Genomic DNA, 21,939 nt, shown 5'->3' with positions numbered 1-21,939 from the left:
TTTAACTATATTACATTTCAGTTTTTTTTGTCAACGACAAATCCGGGCGCAACACAACCGCTCCTTTTAAATACACGTGGCAGATCTCTTCTTGGTGTTTCTCAGTCGCCACCGTCATCATGACGCGAATGCAGCGCGGCAAGGAACCAGGCACCGGAATTTCCCTCATGCACATGACCGGTACATACGTCCAGCCGTCCAAACGGCGCAGCGCCTGCGCCGGAAACGCGGCGGTGATGTCGTCGGTGACGGAAATGAGCACAAACGACACATCAGCAGCGGCGACATCGTTTGCGCGGATCATTTCACGAAGCAACGTTTCAGTTGCCGCCACGATTTCCTCGGCGTCATTTCGATCCACCGTAATCGCTCCGCGAATGCCGCGAATCATCCTTTCCCCTCCTGTTTGGAAAACTCGTCCAGCCACGTGAGCAGGTTGTCATCTTCGAGTTCCACCACTTCCACGTCACCGATCTCACAAAGAAGCACCATTCGCACTGTGCCGGCGTACGCTTTTTTGTCGCCTTTCATCTTCGCAAGCAGGCGGCGCGTCTGAACCGTTGTCGGCAGCGACACCGGGAAGCCGTATCCTGCGAACCAATCAGCCAATCGATGCTCGGCGAACGACCGGCCGTAAAATCGTTCGCTGACAAAGACCGCAAACAGCATGCCAACCGCGACCGCCTCCCCATGGGTGAGCACGCCGTAGCCTAACTCGCTTTCCAGCGCATGGCCAAGCGTATGGCCGAAATTCAAATGGGCGCGCACCCCGGTTTCTTTTTCATCCTCACGGACGACGGACGCCTTAATGTCAATGCCCTTTTCAATGCAATAGGCGAGCTTGTCGCCCTGCAAGTCGGCGAGCGTCTTGATTTCCGCGCGCAGCCATTCGTAAAAGCAGCGGTCGCGAATCAACGCATGCTTGATCACCTCGGCAAACCCGGACCGAAGCTCGCGATCGGGCAAAGTACGCAAAAAAGAGATGTCGTACACGACCGCCTCTGGCTGGTGGAAAGCGCCGATCATATTTTTGCCGAGCGGATGGTTGATGGCGACCTTGCCGCCGACGGCGCTGTCATGGGCCAAAAGGGTCGTCGGCATTTGTATATAGCGGATGCCGCGCATATAGGTGGCGGCGACAAACCCGGCCAAATCGCCGACAACGCCGCCTCCAAGCGCAATGATGACCGAACGGCGGTCAAGGCCGCACTGCAATGCCGCTGTCTGACAGGCGTAATAATTATCAAAGGACTTGGCCGCCTCCCCGCTCGGAATGACGTAGGTGTACACGTCGTACTCAGCGGCGGCAAGCAACCCCCGCACCTCATCCAAATAAAGAGGCGCCACAGTATCGTCGGTAACGATGAAAAGTTTTGTCCCCGGCGGGCAGGCGAGCGATCGAAGCAACTTTGGCAACTCGCGGGCCGCTCCATCGCCCAAAAGAAGCGGATAGCGCTTCGTCGCCGTTTCAATCGTCCGTTCGATCATGGTTAAAACTCCTTTGCATAGCGGCGGGCGCGTTCCACATTTTCTTTAATCAAGTCCATCCGATCCTGCCCAAACTGCTCAACGATCGCCGCCGCCACTTCCCAGGCGACAACGGCCTCAGCGACAACGCTCGCCGCCGGCACGGCGCAGCTATCCGATCGCTCAATGCTTGCCGCAAACGGCTCTTTCGTCTCGATATCCACGCTTTGAAGCGGCTTGTACAGCGTCGGGATCGGCTTCATCACTCCGCGAACGACGATCGGCATCCCGGTCGTCACCCCGCCTTCAAAGCCGCCCGCCCGATTCGTTCGGCGCGAAAAGCCTTCTTCCGGGCTCCAAACGATTTCATCGTGCACTTCACTTCCCGGGAGGCGCGCCGCTTCAAAGCCGATCCCGAATTCAACGCCTTTAAACGCGTTGATGCTGACGATCGCCGCGGCGATTTTTGCATCAAGCTTTCGGTCGTAATGGACATAGCTGCCGACTCCAGCCGGAACGCCCTCAACGATCACTTCCACGATGCCGCCGATCGAATCGCCGTTTTTCTTCGCCCAATCGATCGCTTCCATCATTTTTTTCCCTGCCTCCGGGTCAAAGCAGCGCACCGGCGATTCTTCCGTCACCGCCTGCAATTCCTCAAGCGAACGATAATCAAGCTTCTTGGCGCGCACGCCGCCGATTTCGATGACATGGCCGGCGACGCGGATGCCGACCTCTTCCAAAATGCGTTTTGCCACCGCCCCGGCCGCCACACGCACCGTTGTTTCTCTTGCTGACGAGCGCTCGAGCACGTTGCGCATGTCGCGATGTCCGTATTTCAGGGCGCCGTTTAAATCAGCATGCCCTGGGCGCGGACGCGTCACTTTCCGCTTCACTTCCGCTTCGTCATCCATCGGCTCAACCGCCATAATCGTTTGCCAATGTTTAAAATCGCGATTCTCGACAACGAGCGCAATCGGCGAGCCGAGCGTTTTCCCGTGCCTGACGCCGCCTGTGATTTTCACTTCGTCTTTTTCAATCTGCATGCGGCGGCCGCGTCCGTACCCTTTTTGCCGACGCGCCAGCTCTTTATTGATATGCTCGGCGCATAGCGCGAGCCCGGCCGGTACTCCTTCCAAAATGGCCGTCAATTGCGGCCCATGCGATTCCCCTGCCGTCAAATACCGCATGTTTGTCTCTCCCTTCAGGTCTTTAACGCGTTTAAGTAAAAATATATCATAAATTCGAAAAATGAAAATAGTTTCAGGAAAAAAAGAAGCCGGCGTGAGCTATTTTTTTCGGTAAAAAAACGTCTCCTCGACTTCAAAACCGTACAAGCCGGGATTGAAAATCTGCTCGGTGCTGCCGACAAACAGCACACCTCCCGTCCGGAGCGCGTCGTGAAATTTGCGATACAGCATCCGCTTCGCCTCTTCCGTAAAATAAATGAGCACGTTGCGGCAGACGATCAAATCCATGTTGCAAGGAAACGGATCCGCGAGCAAGTTGTGCTTTTGAAACTTGACCGTTTGTTTAATCTTTTCGTTTATTTTATAATACTCGCCGTCTTTCGTAAAAAACTTTTTTCTCATTTCCTCCGGCAGCTCTACAAGCGACCGCTCGCTGTACAAACCGAGACGCGCGCGGACGAGCGCATTATCGTCAATGTCGGTCGCCAACACCGACACGCGGTGAAGCGGCAATCGTTTTGCAAGCACCATCGCGAGCGTATACGGCTCCTCGCCGGTTGAGCAGGCAGCGCTCCACACGTTCGGGCGCGGGTTTTCCGCCAAGAGCCGCGGCAAAATGGTGTGCTCAAGCACTTCCCAACGCTTGGCGTTCCGGTAAAACTCCGAGACGTTGATCGTCATCCGATCCAAGCATTCATGCCATAGCGCTGGCTCTTTCTCCATCGCCGCAAACAACTCGGCAAAGCTTTTTAGCCCTTTTTTCATGTACAACGACGCCAAACGCCGCCTCATCTGCGCCTCCTTATATAGTGATAAGTCAATGCCTGTTTTTCGCTTCACTTTGGCAATGAACTGTGCGTAATCGTCCATCGTCGCCTGTTCCTCTCCCCTGTCAATATACAAAAACGGCAAAAACCGGCCGAATGGCGGCCGGTCTTCGCATCAGTACAGCCATGCGTTGATCTGTTTCGAATAGCGGACGAGCTCTTCTTCTTTAAAGAACAAGTTGATTTCGCGTTCGGCGCTTTGCGGCGAGTCGGAGCCGTGGATGACGTTTTTGCCGACCGTCAGGCCAAAATCGCCGCGGATCGTGCCAGGGGCAGCCTCCTGCGGATTCGTTTTCCCCATCATTTGCCGGGCGGCGGCGATCACGTTCTCGCCCTCCCACACCATGGCAAACACTGGCCCCGAGGTGATAAAGTCGACGAGCTCGCCGAAAAACGGGCGCTCTTTATGCTCAGCGTAATGCTGCTCGGCCAGTTCGCGCGACACCTGCATCAGCTTCGCGCCGACAAGCTGGAAGCCTTTTTTTTCAAAGCGAGCGACAATCTCGCCGATCAAATTGCGCTGAACCCCGTCCGGTTTCACCATGATGAATGTCCGTTCTGCCATTCGCTCTCCACCTCTACTGTCGTATGTACTGGGAAACGGGTTCCCACCCATCATAGTATCATGGTTCCACGCCGTTGGCAACAGCGTCCTTGAAAGCGCTAATAATCCCTTTTCCCAATGTAGAGAGCGAGATCATGGAGCAGCGTGCGCGCTTCGTTGGCCGGCAACTCGTTAAGCAGGCGGAGCGCTTTTTCCAAATAGCGGTCGCTTAGCGCATACGATCGTTCGATGGCATCCGTCTGTTTAATGACCGCCAGCACCGCTGACATTTCTTTGGCGTCAGTGTCCGCGTTGACGGCCGTAATTTTCGCTCGCGCCTGTTCATCGCAAAGGGCATACAGCACCGGGAGGGTGACGTTTCCTTGCTGCAAGTCGCTTCCAGCCGGCTTGCCGAGCTGCTCTTCCGTACCCGTGAAATCAAGAATGTCATCGGTAATTTGAAACGACATGCCGACGTAATGGCCGAACCAATACAGTCGGTTGGCCACCGCCTCCGGCGCGTCGGCGGCAAGGGCGCCAAGCTGGCAACTCGCGGCGATCAATAGCGCCGTTTTCCGGCGGATGCGCCGCAAGTACGTGCGAAGCGGCTGGTCGAATCGGTATTTGTCCTTGATTTGCTCGATTTCCCCACGGCACACTTCCACGATCGTTTTCGCCAGCACTTGATGAGCGCGCGAACTGGAAAGCTCCGCCATCCGCTCAAGCGAACGAGCGAAGAGGTAATCACCTGTATACATGGCAAAGCGGTTGCTCCATTTCGCCTTGATCGTCGGGCGGCCGCGCCGAACGTCGGCGTCATCGATGACATCGTCGTGAACGAGCGATGCCATATGGATGAGTTCAAGCGCTACGGCTACATGTTTAATCCGTTCAAAATCATAATGGCCAAAACGGGCGGACAGCAAGACAAAAACGGGACGGATCCGCTTTCCGCCCGCTTGCAATAAATGGAGCGCCGCTTCCCCCAGCGGCCCGTATTCCGACCGGACCGTCCGCTCGAGCTCCTCTTCGACCGCCGCCAAATCATCGCTTAAAAACGAATACATCGCCTTTAACTTCATGGTGTTCACCTTGACTCATCGTTTATAGCCTAAATGCATGGCCGCTACGCCGAACGTGTACGGTTTGACCTCGACATCGACGAAACCGGCTTCGCGGAACATCTCGGCCAGCTCGTCCCGTCCTGGAAATTCACGCGCCGATTCCTGCAGCCATGAGTATTCCTCATAGCTTTTCGCCAACAGTTTGCCAAACAGCGGCATAATAAACCGAAAATAAAAATAGTAAAGCTGGCGGAAACCAAACAACGTCGGCTGCGACGTTTCCAGACAGACGGTCATGCCGCCCGGCTTGGTGACTCGGTGCATTTCTTTCAGCACCGTCATATAATCAGGGACGTTGCGCAAGCCGAAGCCGATCGTCACATAATCGAACGAATTATCGGGAAACGGCAGCCGCATGGCGTTGCCGTGAATGAGCTTGACGTTGTCGAGGCCGCGCGCCTTCACCTTTTGCTCGGCGACTTTCAGCATGTTTTCGCTGAAGTCAAGACCGTACACTTCCCCCTTCGGTCCAACCGCCTCAGCCAGCGCAATCGCCCAATCGGCCGTTCCGCAACACACGTCGAGCGCCCTTTTCCCTTTTTGCACATTCATCCTCCGCATGACGTCCTCGCGCCATTTCAAATGGCGGCGGAAGCTGATGACAGAATTCATCCGGTCATAATGTGCAGAAATGTTTTCAAATACGCGATGGACTCGTTCTTCTTTCGATTGATGCATCGTTCTACCCTTCTTCCACCGACTTTTTGACAATGGCTTGAAATCGGCCGGCAAGTTCCGCCATACGGAACCGCAGCAGGTCATTCATCGGCAAGTCGGCCGAAAGCAGCGCTTCCTTGCAATGGTCGATATAACGCTCGCAAAGGCGAAGCAAATGCCGCTTTTGTTCTTTCGTCAGCCCTTTAGCCCACGGAAAGGCGATATGCGCCATTTGTTCAAACAGCACCGATGACCCGGTGCGGACGAACGCTGCTTGCTCGAGCAGCAAGCGCCGCAACAGCAAGTAATGGCCGGCAAATTCCCCCCATTGCGGCGCCCCGATGCGCTCGGCAAGCTTCACAAGCAATGCCGACTCGATCGTGCCGACCGCGGCGAACAGCGTCTCGATCCGCTCCACCTTTTTTTCGTACAGCTGCACTTTTTGCTCATTAATCTCACGGACCGCTTCGGCAAACAAACGGATGAGCGCGACATCGCCCGAGCGCGCCAGCAAGTCGTAATAAAGCCCGCTGTACAAGTCGCCGGCCAAAACGACAAGCTGCCGCGTCCGCAAATCGCCGCCGCGGTCTGTCACCTGATCATGGGTGTCAAGGGCGATTTGCATGAGCATCATGGCGATGATGCACCGGTCCGGCTCATTCGGCGCCGCCGAAGCATCAGTCATCATCGACAGCGAAAGCAGCAGCCGATCTTCGTCGACAGCCGGCGTCGGCACATGCGCGCGCAAATACGGATGGTCCAGCTGCCGTTCGATTTGTTCCTTCAATGACGCCAATTTCACCATGATGTCATTCACTCTTCTCACCCTTGTCCCCCCAAAAATATCCGCACCGCCATGACGGACTCATTATAACATAATTTTGTCGAAAACGCTCTAGTTTGCTAGAAATTTGCCGGTTTACTTTTTGCCTTCCGATTCAACCACACCGTGGCGCGTTTGAATATACGCTTTTCCTCTCACTTTGATCGCCGACGTATGTTCCGTGAACTGAGCGATCAACACTTCGCCTTTGTCAAGCTTTTCCGAATGGTGAAATCTTGTGTCCGCGCCGCGCGTCAGCCCGATGACGTTCACCCCGTCTTCGAGCGCTTTAATGACGACAAAATCGCTGTTTGTGTACATCCTCTTCCCTCCTTACGCTTTGATTAACGAAAGCACTTCAGTGCGGGCGTTGGCATCTGTTTCAAACACGCCTCGCACCGCGGTTGTCACTGTTTTGGCCCCCGGTTTTTTCACCCCGCGCATCGTCATGCACATATGCTCCGCTTCAACGACGACCATCACCCCATGCGGCTCAAGCGCCTCGACGATCGAATCAGCAATCGTCGCCGTGATGCGCTCTTGCAGCTGCGGGCGACGCGCCACCGCCTCAACGGCTCGAGCAAGCTTGCTCAGTCCGGTCACTTTCCCTCCCCGCGGAATATAGGCGACGTGAGCAACGCCAAAAAACGGCACCAAATGGTGTTCGCACATCGAATAAAACGGAATATCTTTGACGAGCACAAGCTCCTCATGTTCCTCGCTGAATACGGTTTGAAAGTGCTGCTTCGGGTCTTCCTGCAACCCAGCGAACACCTCGGCATACATTTTCGCCACCCGCTTTGGCGTATCGACGAGCCCTTCGCGGTCTGGATCTTCCCCGATCGCCTCAAGAATGAGGCGGACCGCATATTCAATTTGCGCAACATTGATCTCTGGCATACAAACAACATCCTCCTGCATCATAAAAGCTGCATGTAATCCGATTCTAGCATAGGGAGCCAAAAAAAACAAAAAAGAAGGGCGGTGGATCACCTGCCCTTCCCTTCTGCGCTCCTGCTATGTAGGCTTACTTGACAGCATCTTTCAACGCTTTGCCCGGTTTGAATGCAGGAACTTTGCTTGCCGGAATTTCCATTTCTTCGCCCGTTTGCGGATTGCGTCCTTTCCGGGCGGCGCGCTCGCGCACTTCAAAGTTTCCAAAACCGATTAATTGCACTTTATCGCCTTTTCGCAGCGCTTCTGTAATCGAATCAAACACCGCATCAACGGCTTTTGTTGCATCTTTTTTCGAAAGACCGCTTGTTTCAGCGACCGCGTTGATCAATTCCGTTTTGTTCATGCCATTCACCTCCTCCCAAGGAGCTGGTCTTGTTTACTACCATTTGTGCACACTTTTCTGCTTTTCTATACATAGACATCCAATTCCAGCGGCAAGAAGGCTCGCGCGCCGCGCCGGCGCAACCAATCATTCTATGTTTGCCTCGCGACAGTCCGCAGGAGATGCGCCTATGCCGCCGGCTGAAGCCTCTTCCCAACCGTTTGGGCTTCTCCTGTTTTTGCCGAGCGCAAACGAAGCAAAGGACAAGGAAACCGCCTTCTTCCCGCCAACAGGCGGTGACATGCCTAATCTTAACCAATTGACCGCGGAAATTCAACATCTTTTTTCGCAAAAACGGCCAATTTTAGGCATATTTCACCAAAACAACGATTTCAGATAAAAGATTACCATAACGCCATGCCTATAATCAAGTGCCAATCCTGATTTCTCAAGGGTTTTGGCGATTTTTTCCCTTTGCCGCTTAGCAACTGAAAAAATGGCATCAAAAAAAGCCCCCTTTTCGGGAGCTTGGCGCGCGGCCTCCGCTTTTCTTTTCTGTCTAGCTCCGGCCGCTAGCTCCCTTCCGCAAAATAACCCCCGCCCTCGAAGTGCAAGCACTTCTGCGGGCGGGGAACATTTTTCCTCGGGAGCTTGGGCGCGCGGCCTCCGCTTTTCTATAAAATAATCGCGATGAGGCCGCCGGAGCCTTCGTTGATGATGCGCTCAAGCGTTTCTTTCAGCTTGTAGCGGGCGTTTTCCGGCATGAGCGCCAGTTTCGCTTGGATGCCTTCACGGACGATGGAGCTGAGGGAACGTCCGAAAATGTCAGAGTTCCAAATCGACAGCGGATCGTCTTCGAAGTCTTGCATTAAATAGCGGACGAGCTCTTCGCTTTGCTTTTCCGTGCCGATGATCGGCGCAAACTCCGATTCGACGTCGACTTTGATCATATGAATCGACGGCGCAACGGCTTTCAGACGGACGCCAAAGCGCGACCCTTGGCGGATGATTTCCGGTTCGTCAAGGCTCATGTCGGACAAAGCGGGAGCAGCGATTCCGTAGCCGGTTTGTTTGACCATTTTCAAGGCGTCGGCGATTTGATCATATTCCGCCTTCGCATGGGCGAAATCTTGCATCAACTGAAGCAGATGGTCTTTGCCGCGGATCTCGACACCGACGATTTCTTTTAAAATTTGATCGTACAGCTCATCCGGCGCGTACAAGTCAATTTCGGCGATCCCTTGCCCCATTTCGATGCCGGCGAGCTGCGCTTTTTCGATGAAATCGTACTCGGCAAACTGCTGCACAACCCGGTCGACGTCGCGCAGCCGTTTAATGTCTTTGACGGTGTCGCGAACCGCTTCTTGGTAGCTTTCGCGCAGCCAATGATCTTCGCGAAGCACCATCACCCAGCTCGGCAAGTTGACATTCACTTCAAGCACCGGAAATTCATATAATGCTTCACGAAGCACGTTATACACATCGGCTTCGCGCATGCTTTCCACGCTCATGGCGAGCACCGGGATGTCGTACTTTTCGGCAAGCTCGCGACGAAGCGCTTCGGTTTCCGGATGGTGGGGCCGAACAGTGTTGACGATCATAATGAACGGCTTGCCGACTTCTTTCAGCTCGCCAATCACCCGTTCTTCCGCTTCGACGTAGTCTTGACGCGGAATTTCCCCGATCGTGCCGTCTGTCGTAATGACGACTCCAATCGTCGAATGTTCTTGGATGACTTTTCTTGTCCCGATTTCCGCCGCCTCTTGGAACGGGATCGGCTCTTCATACCAAGGCGTGTGAATCATCCGCGGCCCGTTTTCGTCTTCATATCCTTTTGCGCCGGGCACAGCGTAACCGACACAATCGACAAGACGGATGTTGACTTCAAGACCCTCATCCACTTTCACCGTCACCGCCTGGTTTGGCACGAACTTCGGTTCTGTCGTCATGATCGTCTTGCCGGCGGCGCTTTGCGGCAGTTCATCTTGGGCGCGCGCTTTATCGGCTTCGTTTTTAATGTTCGGAATGACCACCAACTCCATAAACCGTTTAATAAACGTCGATTTTCCGGTGCGGACGGCGCCGACCACCCCTAAATAAATGTCGCCCCCAGTCCGCTCGGCGATATCTTTAAAAATATCGACCTTTTCCAAATGACTCCCCTCCAGTTCTTCGGTCGTTATTAGAAACAGCGAGATGAACCAATAGAGCAGGACACTATATGCATATGATGTTGTCCGATTCGGTTATGACTAAAATAGAAAAAATCCCTTCTCTAGAATGTATTTTCCTAGAGAAGGGAAGATGACTCATTTTATGAAAAAAATCGGTTCATTCGTCTTGGCATCGATCGTATAGGGCAACGAGTACGCCGGCACAAAAAGCGAATGGTCAGTCAAAATCGGGCGAATGTCGTCGCCTGGCTTGTAGTGGTGCGCATATTTTTTCAACGCCGCATACAAATCAGAACGATAGTCGATATAAATTTCCCCATTCCCGTCGATGACAAACGGCAAGTTGTTGCCGGAAAACGGGCTGACGACATACGGCGGCTCTTTGTAACCGAGCTTTTTGTAATCGAGCGTAAATACGCCCGGCGCAACGACGTCTTGAAACGGCGGATACTTATGCTTGTCCGTATACATGCGCAGCCGCAGCTTTAAATCACGGACGCGCTCAGCCAATCGCAAATCAAGAAGCTTGACCGTCGGGTTCGTTTCCGCATTGATGATCATATACTGGAAGACGCCCCCGCTTTCATAGGCGTTTCCCGGCGGCTCCTGCATATAGCGGGGAACGAGTTTTTGAAAATCGACTGGATACTTCAAATACATCGGCGTGTTCATGTCGCGTGTTTTGATCGGCAGAAGCCCGCCGGTCGCCTTCCGGTATTCATCAACTGCCGATTGGACGGCCGCCACTTGGTCTTTGTAAGGAATTTGGTTTTGTTTCAACCGCTCTTGTGGATACAGGCAGCCGGAAATCATGGCCAAACATATACATGACAACAACAAGCGAGCGATTCGTTTCATCTTTCCCACCTTTTTGCCTATTGCGGTGTTGGTCCGCTGAATACGACGAAAATGATGATGATGCCGGCGAAAATTAAAAGAATGTAGGCGATGAGCGCCAACAGGAAGCGAAGCCATTTCATCTTGACCTTATAGCGGCTTAAATAAATGAAGCCGACAGAAATAAACATAAACACCATCGAGGCGATGGCGATCCACATTTTCGCTAACGCCGGTGACATGGGGGCCCCTCCTTTTTTTCGACAACTATAATTATAGCATTGGCAAAAAAAAAGCTGAAGTAAAGCGGGGCTTTCTTTACTTCAGCATCGCCTCATACCCTTCCGGAAGCTCAAGCCGATGATGGTTCGCCATATTGTATGCAAAACGAAGACGACTTGTACCGCCATTGGCCTATTTTCATCATTCTTGTTCGGCAAAAATATGGTTCAAGTCGTCCATTTCCTCCTTTTTTCCACGCGCCATGAGCGAATCGACCGCCTCTTTCGGGTCTTTTCCCGCAAACAATACGTCATAGAGAGCTTCGGTGATCGGCATCTTCACACCAAGCTCTTTCGCCAGTTCATAGGCGGCTTTTGTCGTCCGCACCCCTTCGACGACCATTCCCATGCTCTCGAGCACCTCGTCCAGCTTTTTTCCTTGACCGAGCATGTAGCCGGCCCGCCAGTTGCGGGAATGAACGCTCGTGCACGTGACGATCAAATCGCCGACTCCGGTCAAACCGGCGAACGTCATCGGATTAGCGCCGAGGGCGCAGCCGAGGCGGGCGATCTCGGCGAGCCCCCTGGTAATAAGAGCGGCTTTGGCGTTATCCCCGTAGCCGAGCCCGTCGCTGATGCCGGCGGCCAAGGCGATGATATTTTTCAGCGCTCCACCGACTTCGACGCCGATTAAATCCGGGTTCGTATACACGCGAAAATAGTGATGGTTCATAAAGATGTCTTGGATGCGGCGCGCGGCTTCCATATTGGGCGATGATACCGCCACGGTCGTCGGATGCCGGAGCACGACCTCTTCGGCATGGCTCGGCCCGGAAAGGACAATAACATCCACAAGCCATTCGCCCATTTCCTCGATGACCATTTCCGACACCCGCTTATGCGTCCCCGGCTCGATTCCTTTGCTGACGGCAACGACCGTGATCGGTGCCGTCAAGCAGGGGCGCGCTTGTTTGAGCACATCGCGGATCGCCTTCGTCGGTACGGCCAGCACGACGATGGAAATGCCGTCAAGCGCAGCGCAAAGATCATCGTAACCAATGATGGCTTCCGGCAGACGGACGCCTGGCAAATATTTTTCGTTCGTCCGTCGTTCGTTGATCTCCCAGGCTTGCTCCGCCCGATGGCTCCAAAGCCGGACGCGGTGCCCGTTGTCGGCCAAAACGAGCGCCAACGCCGTGCCCCAGCTTCCCGCCCCCAGTACGGCGATATTCTCCATCGTTTCCCACTTCCTTCGTCCGATTGTCGCAATCTCGAAAAAGAGCAGCCGCATCGCTTCGTTCTCGTCCATCCGGCTTTCACGGCTATGGCTTCCGCTCCCGCCATCCATCCGCGCAGAAGCGCGCTCGGCCGGTTTGCTTGATTCCGGCCCCTTGGTGAATCCCGCGGCGCTTGTCGCCGATGAGCACGCCCGGCCCCGCTTTCCCGCTGCCGGCGCCCTTCCCTCCAGCCAAGGAAGAATCGTGGGTTTCGCGAGCTCTCTTGGCGCTTTCCTTCTTATTTCCGCGGACGGGCGATGATTTTAATCGGCGTGCCTTCAAAACCGAACGCATCACGGATGCGATTTTCCAAAAACCGTTCATATGAAAAATGCATCAATTCCGGATCATTGACAAACGCGACAAACGTCGGCGGTTTGACGGCGACTTGCGTCATATAATAAATTTTTAACCGCTTGCCGTTGTGCGTCGGCGTCGGATTCATCGCCACCGCATCCATAATGACTTCATTGAGCACATTGGTCTGGACGCGCATCGCATGGTTGTCGCTCACAAGCCGGACGAGCGGCAAGAGCTTATGCAGCCGCTGTTTGGTCTTCGCCGACACGAATAAAATCGGTGCATAATCCAAAAATGGAAAATGATCGCGAATCTTCCGCTCAAACTCGACCATCGTTTTGTCGTCTTTTTCAATCGCATCCCATTTATTGACGACCAAAATGACGCCGCGTCCGGCCTCATGGGCATATCCGGCGATTTTTTTGTCCTGCTCGATGATGCCTTCTTCGGCGTTTAGCACGACAAGCACGACGTCCGAGCGCTCAATGGCCCTTAACGCGCGCAAGACGCTGTATTTTTCCGTGCTTTCGTAAATTTTTCCTCGCTTGCGCATCCCTGCCGTATCAATGATAACATATTCCTGCCCTTCGCGCACGAACGAGGTGTCGACGGCATCCCTCGTCGTACCGGCGATGTCGCTGACGATGACCCGCTCTTCGCCTAAAATGGCATTGACCAGCGATGATTTGCCGACATTTGGCCGGCCAATAAGGCAAAATTTAATCACGTCTTCCTCATACTCCTGCCCGCCGCCTTTCGGGAAATGACGGACGACGGCGTCAAGCAAATCACCAAGCCCCGTCCCGTGCGCTCCGGAAATCGGATACGGCTCTCCAAAGCCGAGGGCATAAAAGTCATAAATCAAATCGCGCATCTCCGGATTGTCGATTTTGTTCACCGCGAGCACAACCGGCTTGTTCGACCGGCGAAGCAGCTTGGCCACTTCTTCATCGGCCGCGGTCACGCCGTCCCGGCCGTTTGTCATAAAGATGATGACATCCGCCTCATCGATCGCGATTTCCGCCTGCTGACGAATTTGCACAAGCAGCGGCTCGTCGCCGATGTCAATGCCCCCGGTATCGATCAAGTAAAACGAATGGTTCAGCCATTCGGCCCGGCTGTAAATGCGGTCGCGCGTCACTCCGGGTACGTCTTCGACGATGGAAATGCGCTCCCCGACGATGCGGTTGAAAATCGTCGATTTCCCCACATTCGGACGGCCGACAATGGCCACGACTGGATTTGCCATGCTACCACCCTTTATCGACATTTTTATATCGTTCCTCGTGAAAAAACGCCCTTTTCGAAAAGGGCATACTGCAGCTGCTTTATTTTATCAAAAAGCGAAACGCTCAACAACTAATGTTTGACGATAATAAGAAGCCCCTCGCTCAATTCATGGGCGATGCCATCCAAAATCGCCTCTAAATTGGCGGCGATCTGTTCCATTTCCTCTTTTGTCTGGCAAATAAAGATCGGCGCGCCGCCGGCGACAGTTTCGCCCTTGGTCGTCACAATGGCCAAAATCATTTTTTCATGCGTCATCACCGCCGCCCCCTCTTCGCTTCCAGCGCCGTTTCGCCGGCATGCGGATGGCGCTCTCGAGCACCGGAACGTTTTCAATGACCGCCTTCGCCTTCTCGACATCCTCTACTTGCGGCAAAATAAAAACACCGACGCGCCCGTCATTTAAGTCCCGCTTCGCGAGCGGCACGAGCGCCGGCGTCCCTGAATCGCGATAAATGCCGAGCGCCGTTGATACGTCATGCAAAATCGCCTGCCGCTGCCCGAGGTTGGCGATCGTCGTGCGGGCGTTGAAATTTTTCGGCGTTAAAATAAACCCCATTCCATAGCGCAAAATTTCTTCGCGCCGAGCCGGCAAACCAATGTTCATGATGTAGATGTTGTCAACATACAGCCCTGCCCCTTCAAAATGCGGCTTGACATATTGGACGTCGGCAATGTCTTTCAGCCGGCTTCCGCTCATAAACCGCCGCGCCGCCATCAAGCCAATGATGCTCGCCAAGACAGCCGCCCACACATTCCATACTAAATAGGCAAGCGTTGATAGGAAGGAAACAAAAATCACTAAATAGTTCCGCCCCTCAAACACGATGGCGATCCCTTCAATGTACGTTTTTCCACGCGGCACGAGTTCATACTGGTCCAATTCATTCAACGTATTGCGCTCCATATTGCGCACGTCGCGAAATTGTGAGGCGGCCAAGGCCAAAAATGTGATCGCTGCGAACTCTTTTTCCATAATCGCCGGCACGGCGACCGTTCCCAGGCCGGCGGCAATGGCCCCTAAGGCGATATGGATCGTCCGACCGTGCAAATACGTCGGGTATTGCCGGTAATCGGTGCGCAACAAATAAAGCCGCGTCAACACCCCAGCGGCAACACCGTATAAAATCGGAAACGTGTATTCGTTCACGGCTGCCTCATCCTCCTTACAGGCCGTTTTTCCTCAAGCTGCAGCGAGAGGAAGCGGATCGATTCCCAAACGAGCAAGCACGACGCACTGATCGACATTGCATCCAAAAATGAAAATGCCCCGATCACATCATCCGGTGTCATGCGGGAAACAGCCATGGCATACACGATTTCCCCTTGGCATCCGCCGAGCGCCAGACAAAGAAGGCGGGCTGTTGCATCGCGGTGAAACAAGGCGCTGACGAAAGCGAGCCACCAGCCAAGCATCCATTGGCCGTCAAGCCAAATCCAGACCGGATCAAACAAGGCAAGCAGACGAAAAGCGGCATAGGCAAACGCCAAGCCGGTCGCTGACAGCGCCATCCGCAGCCATCCGCATGGCCGCTGTGTGACCGCCACGTAACAAGAGGAGAAAAAAAGCACAAAAAAGGACGCCCCCATCTGAATAGGACTGATCTTCACCGTTATGGAAGCCGAACTGATCATGAATAGCGAAAACGCAGCCAGCTTCGTCCGCTCGACGGTCTTTTTCATCAAAAATGTCGCTACAATCCATAACGCCCAAAAAAAGAAATAAAAATAGACTCCTTCCATCTTTTCCACTCCTTATTATGTCCATTATGTCATCTTTTATGAACGTTCATTCCCGCATAGAAAAAACAGCTTTCGTTCATAGTAAAAATGATCGCTGTACCGAAGCAGAAAGGAGCCATGATGAAATGGGAAAAGATCGACAGGAAAAAAAGCTGAAGCAATCGCGGCGCGTCGAGTCAGACCGCGACCAGTCCCTCTCCTATAAAGGAGCGGCTCGGCTCGACACGCCGGACGAAGCGCGGGAACGAAACAGCCATTGAGAAAAAACGGCTCTTATCTTCCCTTGCGGCCGCCCTTGTCCGGACGCGAGCAACAGCGACAGAATTCCACTGCAAAGTTCGAATCGGAGCAAGCTTGTTTTAGGCAGGAGCCTTCTTGTTTCCGTACACTGTCCTTAGGACAGCGCTTGGATCGATCACCTAGCGAAGAGGATCGCTGTCATATATAAAAGCTAGCCGTGTTTTTTTGCGGCTAGCTTTCCATTTGTGCGCCAACACCATTCAGAAACGAGAACAAATGATGTTCCCTATTTTTCAAGTATTTCCCCTAAAGGTCGAAACAGAGCGTGAATCATTTGTGACGGGCCCGGCAGATCCGGATTGATGATCAACATGGCGGCCAACACGGCGCCTAAGCAAAGCAGAACAGCGACTGCCGTTTTTTCTCTTTTTTGCGCCTTTCCGAGCCGCGACCACTCATACCACCAAATCAGTCCGACAATCAGCAGCATTCCTAGGATCAGCCAAGCGTTCATTTTTTCACCTCTGGTTCCGGCACGCCTTGCGGAGAGAAATTCATTCCCGGCCTGCGCACTTTCACTGTGATGTTCAGCTCAACAGGCAGGTTGGGGAAAATATCCTCCCAGCGTGGTTTCATGCGGTGCCATTGATGTGGATATTTTTTGTAAAACGCATCAGCAAAGCCGAACACATCAATTTTCATTTCTTTCTGCACGCTGTTCAAGACCTCCCGCATCCGCCGGCTAATATCCTTCTCCAGCTGCGCTTTGACCCTTTGAATGTTCTTGGCGCTTAATAAGTCCAACTTCGTTCCGTTGAGGATGATGTCGTCTTCCGTTGTCACCTTGATGGTCATTTTCCACCTTCCTTGCTCGTATTTCGGCATGAGAACGGTGCGCGAACGAATCATCCTCGAGGTGATGTTCCCTTGCTCCCCTTTGACGGCCACGGTAATATGCGCTTGCTCGATTTCATTTCGAATCCATAACAAGCCGCGAGTGAGATAGTCGTCAATTTGGCCGACCATTTGATCTTTTTTAAAAATGGCGGTTCCATAAATAAAGGGCATCGTTTGAATTGGTTTTTTCCCTTTTTCCGGCGGCAGCACTTTGACCATGGGAAGCACGATGGTTTGCGCCTCGCTGCTTAGCATTTGCAGCGTTTCTTTCACCGTTTTCTTCAGCAGTGTTCTTGATTCCGCCAATTCCCGCAACGCTTCTGATGAACTTTGCTCGATGATCGGAACCAATTGCAGCACGCTCTTCGCCGTGCCTTGGCTGACAAAGACATTGGACCGAATCCGGGTTTGCGGGTGGCGGGCGAGAAAATCAAGATGTTCGCGAATGCCCGCCTTCGCTGCTTTTTCGCCAAACACAATGACCTTCGTATGTCCCCAAAACAGGCGGCGGGACAGCCGCTCCTGCAGCTGGGCGATGGCATCCCCAATCGTCACGCCTGTTCCCGAACGCACGATCGTCTCTCCCTCGTTGCTGCTGCCTCCTCCCCCTAGCATCTGTCCCCCGATTGTCCGCGGCACCGCGATCTCTACGGTCATCCTGATCTTCCCTTGTTCCGTCCGATCAATGCCAATTCCGAGCACGAGCGCGAGATCATTGACCTCCTCGCGATCCCAGCACCCACAAAGCAGGGCAAAATGGGCAATCATAAAGAGAAAGGAAACCATCAGTCTCCATTGTTTCCAGGCGATCATGTCGGTTCATCCTTTTTCGCTCAATGATAAGGGGCTTTACTACTTCCCGTGTTCCTGCAAAACAGCGTCAGATGATGAAACGGCCCGCTTCCTCCATTTAGCAATAAGCAGCAGAAGCCACGGAAGAATGATTTGGACAAACATCAAATAAAAGGGGCCGGTCGTGGCGACAAAATGGGTCAATTCCATTAAATCCCGCGTCGCCCAAATGGACATGAACAACAAAATCCATCCAACCGGAAACACAAGCGGCTGGTAATGTTCCAGATTCAGCCATTTAGCCATGGCTACGGCTATGGCATAATAAAAGACAGAAATCTTTAAAAAAACGCCAACCACCCAAAGCGCCATGACCACAGCTTCAAGGTGTTCCAAAAAATCAGCAATACTGATGTAGCGAACGATAGTCATCACCGGATACACAAAATGGGCGGTAATCGCTCCAAACACCAACAGGGTGACCAAATTAGTCATAAGCAAGGTCAAAGCAATGAACACAACGGCCATGTTCCCCCACTTCGGCCCGTTATGTTGATCAATGACATAAGGAAGCAAAAAAGCCATCAAAAAGCATTCGCTGAACCAGCCTTGCGGAATCACCGATCCCATAATCGACGGCATGACCCCTTTTTCCATGATCGGCAGCATATTTCTCAAGTCGATATCCGGAAGCAACAAAATGACGATCATCATCAGCAGCATAATGACAAACGGAACCAGCAATTGCGCGAGCTGTCCCAACACGTTAAGCCCGCTGCGAACCGCCACGGCGCAGACAAACACCATGCTTCCCATCACAACGCTGATGGGCGTGCGAAACAAAAAGTTGCCCACGACAAACTCTCCATACTCGCGAATAACAATTCCCGTTACATGGAAATAGAAAAACAACCAAATCAATCCGATCAATTTCCCCAAAAACTGGCCAACAATGTCCACGCTGTATTCGATCGGCGTTTTTTTCGGGTAGAGGCGATGCAGCCGCACCGTGATGTACACGGCCAAAAAGCCGGCAAGCGACGCCCACAGCGGCGAAATCCACATATCTTGTTTCGCATGGTGGGCCGTCACTCCCGGAACGATCAAAATAGCGGTGGCGATAACAGTCGGGTAGAGAAGAAACATCATTTGGACGGACGTGATTTTTTCCTTTTCCACCGTCTTTTTCACTCCTTTGCCGTCTGTTGGCTGCGCCGCTCATTCACGCGCGAATCAGCGTTTGCTTTCCACCACGGAGTGCGGATCAGCACGTCATCCATATGATGGCCGGCATTGGGAACATGCACTGAAAGATACGGAACGCCAAGCGAACGAAGAGACGCCATATGAGTCAGGATCAGAAGCAGCCCAAGCATAATGCCCAGCAGCCCTAACGATCCGGCCAAAATCATCATCGGAAAGCGCAGCATGCGCAGCGCGATGGCCGCAGTAAAACGCGGAAACATAAACGATGCGATCCCCGTCAGCGCCACCACCATGATCATCGGTGCGGAGACAAGGCCGGCCTGAACAGCTGCCTGGCCGATGACAAGCGCGCCAACGATGCTGACGGCTGCCCCCGCCTGTTTGGGAAGCCGCACACCGGCTTCACGCAGCGCTTCAAAGACGATTTCCATGATCAAGGCTTCGACAAACGCCGGGAAAGGAACGCGCTCCCTTGACGCAGCGACGGTTAATAAAAGGGTCGTTGGAATCATTTCTTGGTGAAAGGTCAAAATAGCGATGTACGCCGATGGCAGCAAGAGCGACACCAATAAAAACAAATACCGGAGCAGGCGGATCAGCGTGCTGATCAATGAACGTTGATAGTAATCTTCGCTCGACTGCATCAACGAATAAAACGACACCGGCATCACAAGCACAAACGGAGTGCCGTCTTGCACAATGACAATGCGCCCTTCAAGCAAACTGGCCACCGCCACATCGGGCCGTTCGGTATTCAACACTTGCGGAAACGGGGAGTACGGGTGGTCTTGGATGATCTCCTCGATATACCCTGTTTCCAGCACGCCGTCCAATTCCACGCGCCGGAGCCGCTGTTCGATTTCAGCGACCAACGCCGGCGCAGCCACGCCCTCTATATAACAAACAGCGACTTCCGTTTTCGTATACTTGCCTAAAGCGATCGCTTTGGCTTTCAGCAGTGGACTGCGGATTCGGCGCCGCAGTAAGGAGAGATTGGTTTCGAGCGATTCAATAAATCCTTCGCGCGGCCCCCTGATTCCCGATTCCGCCACCGGTTCTTCAATCGCCCGCTTTTCCCATTTGGACAAGCCTAGGGCAACCCCTTCGCTTTGCCCGTCGACAAGCAGCACCGCATTCCCCTCTGCAAGATGCTCAATGCACTGCGCTACCGTCTGCGCCCGATATACTTTCGAGACAGGCAGTCGCTGTTCGATAAAGCGCTTCATGTCAACGAGCTGTTCAGCCGGCGGCATGCCGTTTCCATCGACCCAACCATGCTCCATCAACGGCTCAAGCACATGTTCATGAATTTCTTCGATATTCGCCAATCCGTTGATATAAATGATCACCGCATCAGTGTCAGCAAACATTTGAAACTTTCGAAAGACGACATCCATACAATCCTGATAAATCGTTTTGATTTTCTCTACGTTTTCATTGAGATCGACCGTTAGAAGCTCTTGCTGCTCTTCTTCCTTGTCTTCTATGGGAAGCGGCTGATTGTTTCTCCTCCGCGTTGGCAAAAACGGCATGTCCTTCCCTCCTTACCATCCTAATACGTAAGGTTTCCGTTTTAACGGTAAAATATGAGTTTTCTGCCTACTGTTTCTTCATTGCAATGAATCAAGCAAAAAAGCTCCCTCCGACCCGATGGAGGAAACCATCGGGCAAAAGGGAGCTTTCGCTTTGTTTTGCCAGCTAGTTGATTTTGCGGCTCTGCATTATTTTAATTTTTTCAGCTGCTCGCCGATCACTTCACCGAGCTGGAAACCACGCGCTTCCGACGTTCTTGTATATTGGCTGTAGTCCTCAGCCGGCGCGGCCGCCTCTTCCTCAAGCAGCGCGCGGATGCTGAGGGAAAGGCGGTGATCCGCCTCGTTGACGTCGAGCACTTTCGCCTTTACTTCATCGCCTTCTTTCAGCACTTCATGCGGCGAGCCGATGCGGCGGTTGGCGATTTGCGACACATGCACCAACCCTTCGACGCCTGGGAAGACTTCCACAAACGCGCCGAACGAAGCGAGTCGTTTCACCGTCCCGGTGACGACATCACCCGGTTTCACTTTTTCGCTGAGGCCTTCCCATGGGCCCGGCAGCGCTTCTTTGATCGACAGCGACAGGCGCCCGTTCTCCGGATCGACGGCCAACACTTTCACTTTCACCGCATCGCCTTCTTTCACCACTTCCGACGGATGAGCGACGCGCGTATGGGAAAGCTGGGAAATATGTACGAGCCCGTCAAACCCGCCGACATCGACAAAGACGCCGAAATCGGCAATGCGGCGGACGACGCCATCCAACACTTGCCCCGGCTCAAGGCGGGAGAGCAACTCTTTTTGCTGTCGCGCTTGTTCTTCCTCAACGACCGCCCGATGCGACAAAATGACGCGGTTTTTCTCACGATCAAGCTCGACGACTTTCACGGCGAGCGTTTTTCCTTTATAATCGGAAAAATCTTCGACGTAATGCGGCTCGACAAGCGACGCCGGGATGAAGCCGCGCACTCCGACGTCGGCGACAAGACCGCCTTTGACGATGTCTTTAATGACCGTTTCAAATGTTTCGCCGCTTGCAAATTTGCGCTCAAGATCTTCCCAAGCCCGCTCGGCGTCCACCGCTCTTTTCGATAAAATGAGCAACCCTTCTTCCCCGTCTTTTCCTTCTTCCACTTTCTTGACTTTGGCCGTCACTTCATCGCCGACAGCGACGGCATCGCTCGGTTTTTCAATATGCAAGTTCGACAGCTCGCTGATCGGAATGATGCCGCTTTGCTTGCTGTTTTCCACCTCGACAAGCACTTGCTTGTCCTCAAGCTTCACCACTTTGCCGCGGACGATATCGCCCACTTCATACACATTGACTTGCACATTCATCTCTTCTGTCATCGCAAAAACCCTCCTTCATCGACTGACAACTGTCAAAAGCGCGCCTCGCGCCGAGGCCGCGGCCGGCTGTCGGCAAAATAAGGACGCTTTTCTAATTAGTATACCATATTTTCTCAATCAACATGTACTATAATGCTCATTAAGACGGTGGAAGGGATGCCTTGAACAG

The 21,939-nt window shown here is 53.2% G+C and carries 26 protein-coding genes; 2 read left to right on the top strand and 24 right to left on the bottom strand.

Translation table 11 applies throughout. The annotated features are described in order from the left end of the window. Positions 1-10 precede the first annotated feature (10 nt). From aroH to N685_RS0112025, 11 genes are all read right to left on the bottom strand, one after another. A complete protein-coding gene (gene aroH, locus N685_RS0112075) occupies positions 11-391 on the bottom strand; it encodes a chorismate mutase (protein WP_031408691.1) in 381 nt (126 codons plus the stop codon). Beyond that, entirely contained in the window at positions 388-1,488 is a 1,101-nt protein-coding gene (gene aroB, locus N685_RS0112070; protein WP_031408689.1) for a 3-dehydroquinate synthase, read from the bottom strand. Before aroB ends, aroH begins: the two co-directional genes overlap by 4 nt. Positions 1,489-1,490: 2 nt before the next feature. After that, positions 1,491-2,657: a chorismate synthase gene (gene aroC, locus N685_RS0112065; RefSeq protein WP_031408687.1), complete on the bottom strand. Its 1,167-nt coding sequence runs from the start codon at positions 2,655-2,657 to the stop codon at positions 1,491-1,493. 99 nt (positions 2,658-2,756) lie between these two features. Next, positions 2,757-3,527, bottom strand: a complete 771-nt coding sequence (locus tag N685_RS0112060; RefSeq protein WP_031408685.1) for a CheR family methyltransferase — start codon at positions 3,525-3,527, stop codon at positions 2,757-2,759. A gap of 72 nt (positions 3,528-3,599) precedes the next feature. After that, entirely contained in the window at positions 3,600-4,049 is a 450-nt protein-coding gene (ndk, locus tag N685_RS0112055; protein ID WP_031408684.1) for a nucleoside-diphosphate kinase, read from the bottom strand. A 98-nt stretch (positions 4,050-4,147) separates the two neighbouring features. Continuing rightward, positions 4,148-5,110: a heptaprenyl diphosphate synthase component II gene (hepT, locus tag N685_RS0112050; protein ID WP_031408682.1), complete on the bottom strand. Its 963-nt coding sequence runs from the start codon at positions 5,108-5,110 to the stop codon at positions 4,148-4,150. Positions 5,111-5,125: 15 nt separating this feature from the next. Next, on the bottom strand, positions 5,126-5,830 hold the full coding sequence (gene menG, locus N685_RS0112045; protein WP_031408680.1) for a demethylmenaquinone methyltransferase: 705 nt from the start codon (positions 5,828-5,830) through the stop codon (positions 5,126-5,128). 4 nt (positions 5,831-5,834) lie between these two features. Further along, positions 5,835-6,614 (bottom strand): heptaprenyl diphosphate synthase component 1, encoded by a 780-nt coding sequence (locus tag N685_RS0112040; RefSeq protein ID WP_031408678.1) that lies wholly within the window; start codon positions 6,612-6,614, stop codon positions 5,835-5,837. A 114-nt stretch (positions 6,615-6,728) separates the two neighbouring features. After that, the gene (mtrB, locus tag N685_RS0112035) at positions 6,729-6,953 is read right to left on the bottom strand and encodes a trp RNA-binding attenuation protein MtrB (protein WP_011231698.1); all 225 of its coding nucleotides are present in this window, start codon (positions 6,951-6,953) and stop codon (positions 6,729-6,731) included. 12 nt (positions 6,954-6,965) lie between these two features. Next, entirely contained in the window at positions 6,966-7,532 is a 567-nt protein-coding gene (folE, locus tag N685_RS0112030; RefSeq protein WP_031408675.1) for a GTP cyclohydrolase I FolE, read from the bottom strand. Between the two features lie 127 nt (positions 7,533-7,659). After that, a complete protein-coding gene (locus tag N685_RS0112025; protein WP_008879623.1) occupies positions 7,660-7,932 on the bottom strand; it encodes an HU family DNA-binding protein in 273 nt (90 codons plus the stop codon). Between the two features lie 169 nt (positions 7,933-8,101). On the opposite strand from N685_RS0112025, the gene N685_RS20065 reads away from it, so the two are divergent. After that, positions 8,102-8,311 carry a hypothetical protein gene (locus tag N685_RS20065; RefSeq protein WP_237746898.1) on the top strand — a complete coding sequence of 70 codons (210 nt, stop codon included), beginning with the start codon at positions 8,102-8,104 and terminating at the stop codon, positions 8,309-8,311. A 274-nt stretch (positions 8,312-8,585) separates the two neighbouring features. Here the strand turns inward: N685_RS20065 and spoIVA are convergent, their stop codons facing one another. The 8 genes from spoIVA to N685_RS0111970 form a co-directional block, all read right to left on the bottom strand. Continuing rightward, a complete protein-coding gene (spoIVA, locus tag N685_RS0112010) occupies positions 8,586-10,064 on the bottom strand; it encodes a stage IV sporulation protein A (RefSeq protein ID WP_031408672.1) in 1,479 nt (492 codons plus the stop codon). A 156-nt stretch (positions 10,065-10,220) separates the two neighbouring features. Continuing rightward, a complete protein-coding gene (locus N685_RS0112005; RefSeq protein WP_031408670.1) occupies positions 10,221-10,943 on the bottom strand; it encodes a hypothetical protein in 723 nt (240 codons plus the stop codon). A 17-nt stretch (positions 10,944-10,960) separates the two neighbouring features. Continuing rightward, positions 10,961-11,164 (bottom strand): DUF2768 domain-containing protein, encoded by a 204-nt coding sequence (locus N685_RS0112000; protein WP_031408668.1) that lies wholly within the window; start codon positions 11,162-11,164, stop codon positions 10,961-10,963. Positions 11,165-11,345: 181 nt separating this feature from the next. Next, a complete protein-coding gene (locus tag N685_RS0111995) occupies positions 11,346-12,380 on the bottom strand; it encodes an NAD(P)H-dependent glycerol-3-phosphate dehydrogenase (RefSeq protein ID WP_031408666.1) in 1,035 nt (344 codons plus the stop codon). A 278-nt stretch (positions 12,381-12,658) separates the two neighbouring features. After that, positions 12,659-13,969, bottom strand: coding sequence for a ribosome biogenesis GTPase Der (gene der / locus N685_RS0111985; RefSeq protein WP_031408664.1), 1,311 nt, complete (start codon positions 13,967-13,969; stop codon positions 12,659-12,661). A 110-nt stretch (positions 13,970-14,079) separates the two neighbouring features. After that, the gene (locus N685_RS0111980) at positions 14,080-14,265 is read right to left on the bottom strand and encodes a capping complex subunit for YIEGIA (RefSeq protein ID WP_031408662.1); all 186 of its coding nucleotides are present in this window, start codon (positions 14,263-14,265) and stop codon (positions 14,080-14,082) included. Next, the gene (locus N685_RS0111975; RefSeq protein WP_031408660.1) at positions 14,255-15,157 is read right to left on the bottom strand and encodes a YIEGIA family protein; all 903 of its coding nucleotides are present in this window, start codon (positions 15,155-15,157) and stop codon (positions 14,255-14,257) included. The genes N685_RS0111980 and N685_RS0111975 overlap by 11 nt, the downstream gene beginning before the upstream one ends. Continuing rightward, positions 15,154-15,750: a YphA family membrane protein gene (locus tag N685_RS0111970; RefSeq protein WP_031408658.1), complete on the bottom strand. Its 597-nt coding sequence runs from the start codon at positions 15,748-15,750 to the stop codon at positions 15,154-15,156. Before N685_RS0111970 ends, N685_RS0111975 begins: the two co-directional genes overlap by 4 nt. A 125-nt stretch (positions 15,751-15,875) precedes the next feature. On the opposite strand from N685_RS0111970, the gene N685_RS19085 reads away from it, so the two are divergent. Continuing rightward, positions 15,876-16,010 (top strand): YpzI family protein, encoded by a 135-nt coding sequence (locus tag N685_RS19085; RefSeq protein WP_071880184.1) that lies wholly within the window; start codon positions 15,876-15,878, stop codon positions 16,008-16,010. A 266-nt stretch (positions 16,011-16,276) separates the two neighbouring features. Here N685_RS19085 and N685_RS0111960 read toward each other — a convergent pair whose 3' ends face one another. From N685_RS0111960 to rpsA, 5 genes are all read right to left on the bottom strand, one after another. Continuing rightward, positions 16,277-16,504 (bottom strand): hypothetical protein, encoded by a 228-nt coding sequence (locus N685_RS0111960; protein WP_031408656.1) that lies wholly within the window; start codon positions 16,502-16,504, stop codon positions 16,277-16,279. Next, positions 16,501-17,700: a Ger(x)C family spore germination protein gene (locus tag N685_RS0111955; protein ID WP_031408654.1), complete on the bottom strand. Its 1,200-nt coding sequence runs from the start codon at positions 17,698-17,700 to the stop codon at positions 16,501-16,503. Before N685_RS0111955 ends, N685_RS0111960 begins: the two co-directional genes overlap by 4 nt. Positions 17,701-17,739: 39 nt before the next feature. Beyond that, on the bottom strand, positions 17,740-18,858 hold the full coding sequence (locus N685_RS0111950) for a GerAB/ArcD/ProY family transporter (RefSeq protein ID WP_033842334.1): 1,119 nt from the start codon (positions 18,856-18,858) through the stop codon (positions 17,740-17,742). Positions 18,859-18,866: 8 nt separating this feature from the next. Then, complete coding sequence (locus N685_RS0111945; protein ID WP_071880183.1) at positions 18,867-20,417, bottom strand: spore germination protein; 1,551 nt, start codon at positions 20,415-20,417, stop codon at positions 18,867-18,869. Positions 20,418-20,606: 189 nt separating this feature from the next. After that, a complete protein-coding gene (gene rpsA / locus N685_RS0111940) occupies positions 20,607-21,770 on the bottom strand; it encodes a 30S ribosomal protein S1 (protein ID WP_031408647.1) in 1,164 nt (387 codons plus the stop codon). Positions 21,771-21,939 lie beyond the last annotated feature (169 nt).

Source organism: Geobacillus vulcani PSS1 (genome assembly GCF_000733845.1).
GTDB lineage: Bacteria > Bacillota > Bacilli > Bacillales > Anoxybacillaceae > Geobacillus > Geobacillus vulcani.
Note: the sequence above shows the minus strand (reverse complement) of the source record. Positions and strands in the feature narration are given on the sequence as shown.

Coding starts and splice junctions, on each gene's coding strand:
- aroB (WP_031408689.1), bottom strand. CDS start 1,488: ATGATCGAACGGACGATTGAAACGGCGACGAAGCGCTATCCGCTTCTT.
- N685_RS0111955 (WP_031408654.1), bottom strand. CDS start 17,700: ATGATCGCCTGGAAACAATGGAGACTGATGGTTTCCTTTCTCTTTATG.
- N685_RS0111980 (WP_031408662.1), bottom strand. CDS start 14,265: ATGACGCATGAAAAAATGATTTTGGCCATTGTGACGACCAAGGGCGAA.
- aroC (WP_031408687.1), bottom strand. CDS start 2,657: ATGCGGTATTTGACGGCAGGGGAATCGCATGGGCCGCAATTGACGGCC.
- N685_RS20065 (WP_237746898.1), top strand. CDS start 8,102: ATGCCGCCGGCTGAAGCCTCTTCCCAACCGTTTGGGCTTCTCCTGTTT.
- mtrB (WP_011231698.1), bottom strand. CDS start 6,953: ATGTACACAAACAGCGATTTTGTCGTCATTAAAGCGCTCGAAGACGGG.
- rpsA (WP_031408647.1), bottom strand. CDS start 21,770: ATGACAGAAGAGATGAATGTGCAAGTCAATGTGTATGAAGTGGGCGAT.
- N685_RS0112000 (WP_031408668.1), bottom strand. CDS start 11,164: ATGTCACCGGCGTTAGCGAAAATGTGGATCGCCATCGCCTCGATGGTG.
- folE (WP_031408675.1), bottom strand. CDS start 7,532: ATGCCAGAGATCAATGTTGCGCAAATTGAATATGCGGTCCGCCTCATT.
- aroH (WP_031408691.1), bottom strand. CDS start 391: ATGATTCGCGGCATTCGCGGAGCGATTACGGTGGATCGAAATGACGCC.
- N685_RS0111960 (WP_031408656.1), bottom strand. CDS start 16,504: ATGAACGCTTGGCTGATCCTAGGAATGCTGCTGATTGTCGGACTGATT.
- N685_RS0111945 (WP_071880183.1), bottom strand. CDS start 20,417: ATGCCGTTTTTGCCAACGCGGAGGAGAAACAATCAGCCGCTTCCCATA.
- N685_RS0112040 (WP_031408678.1), bottom strand. CDS start 6,614: ATGGTGAAATTGGCGTCATTGAAGGAACAAATCGAACGGCAGCTGGAC.
- menG (WP_031408680.1), bottom strand. CDS start 5,830: ATGCATCAATCGAAAGAAGAACGAGTCCATCGCGTATTTGAAAACATT.
- N685_RS0111970 (WP_031408658.1), bottom strand. CDS start 15,750: ATGGAAGGAGTCTATTTTTATTTCTTTTTTTGGGCGTTATGGATTGTA.
- ndk (WP_031408684.1), bottom strand. CDS start 4,049: ATGGCAGAACGGACATTCATCATGGTGAAACCGGACGGGGTTCAGCGC.
- N685_RS0112060 (WP_031408685.1), bottom strand. CDS start 3,527: ATGGACGATTACGCACAGTTCATTGCCAAAGTGAAGCGAAAAACAGGC.
- N685_RS0112005 (WP_031408670.1), bottom strand. CDS start 10,943: ATGAAACGAATCGCTCGCTTGTTGTTGTCATGTATATGTTTGGCCATG.
- N685_RS0112025 (WP_008879623.1), bottom strand. CDS start 7,932: ATGAACAAAACGGAATTGATCAACGCGGTCGCTGAAACAAGCGGTCTT.
- der (WP_031408664.1), bottom strand. CDS start 13,969: ATGGCAAATCCAGTCGTGGCCATTGTCGGCCGTCCGAATGTGGGGAAA.
- N685_RS19085 (WP_071880184.1), top strand. CDS start 15,876: ATGGGAAAAGATCGACAGGAAAAAAAGCTGAAGCAATCGCGGCGCGTC.
- N685_RS0111995 (WP_031408666.1), bottom strand. CDS start 12,380: ATGGAGAATATCGCCGTACTGGGGGCGGGAAGCTGGGGCACGGCGTTG.
- hepT (WP_031408682.1), bottom strand. CDS start 5,110: ATGAAGTTAAAGGCGATGTATTCGTTTTTAAGCGATGATTTGGCGGCG.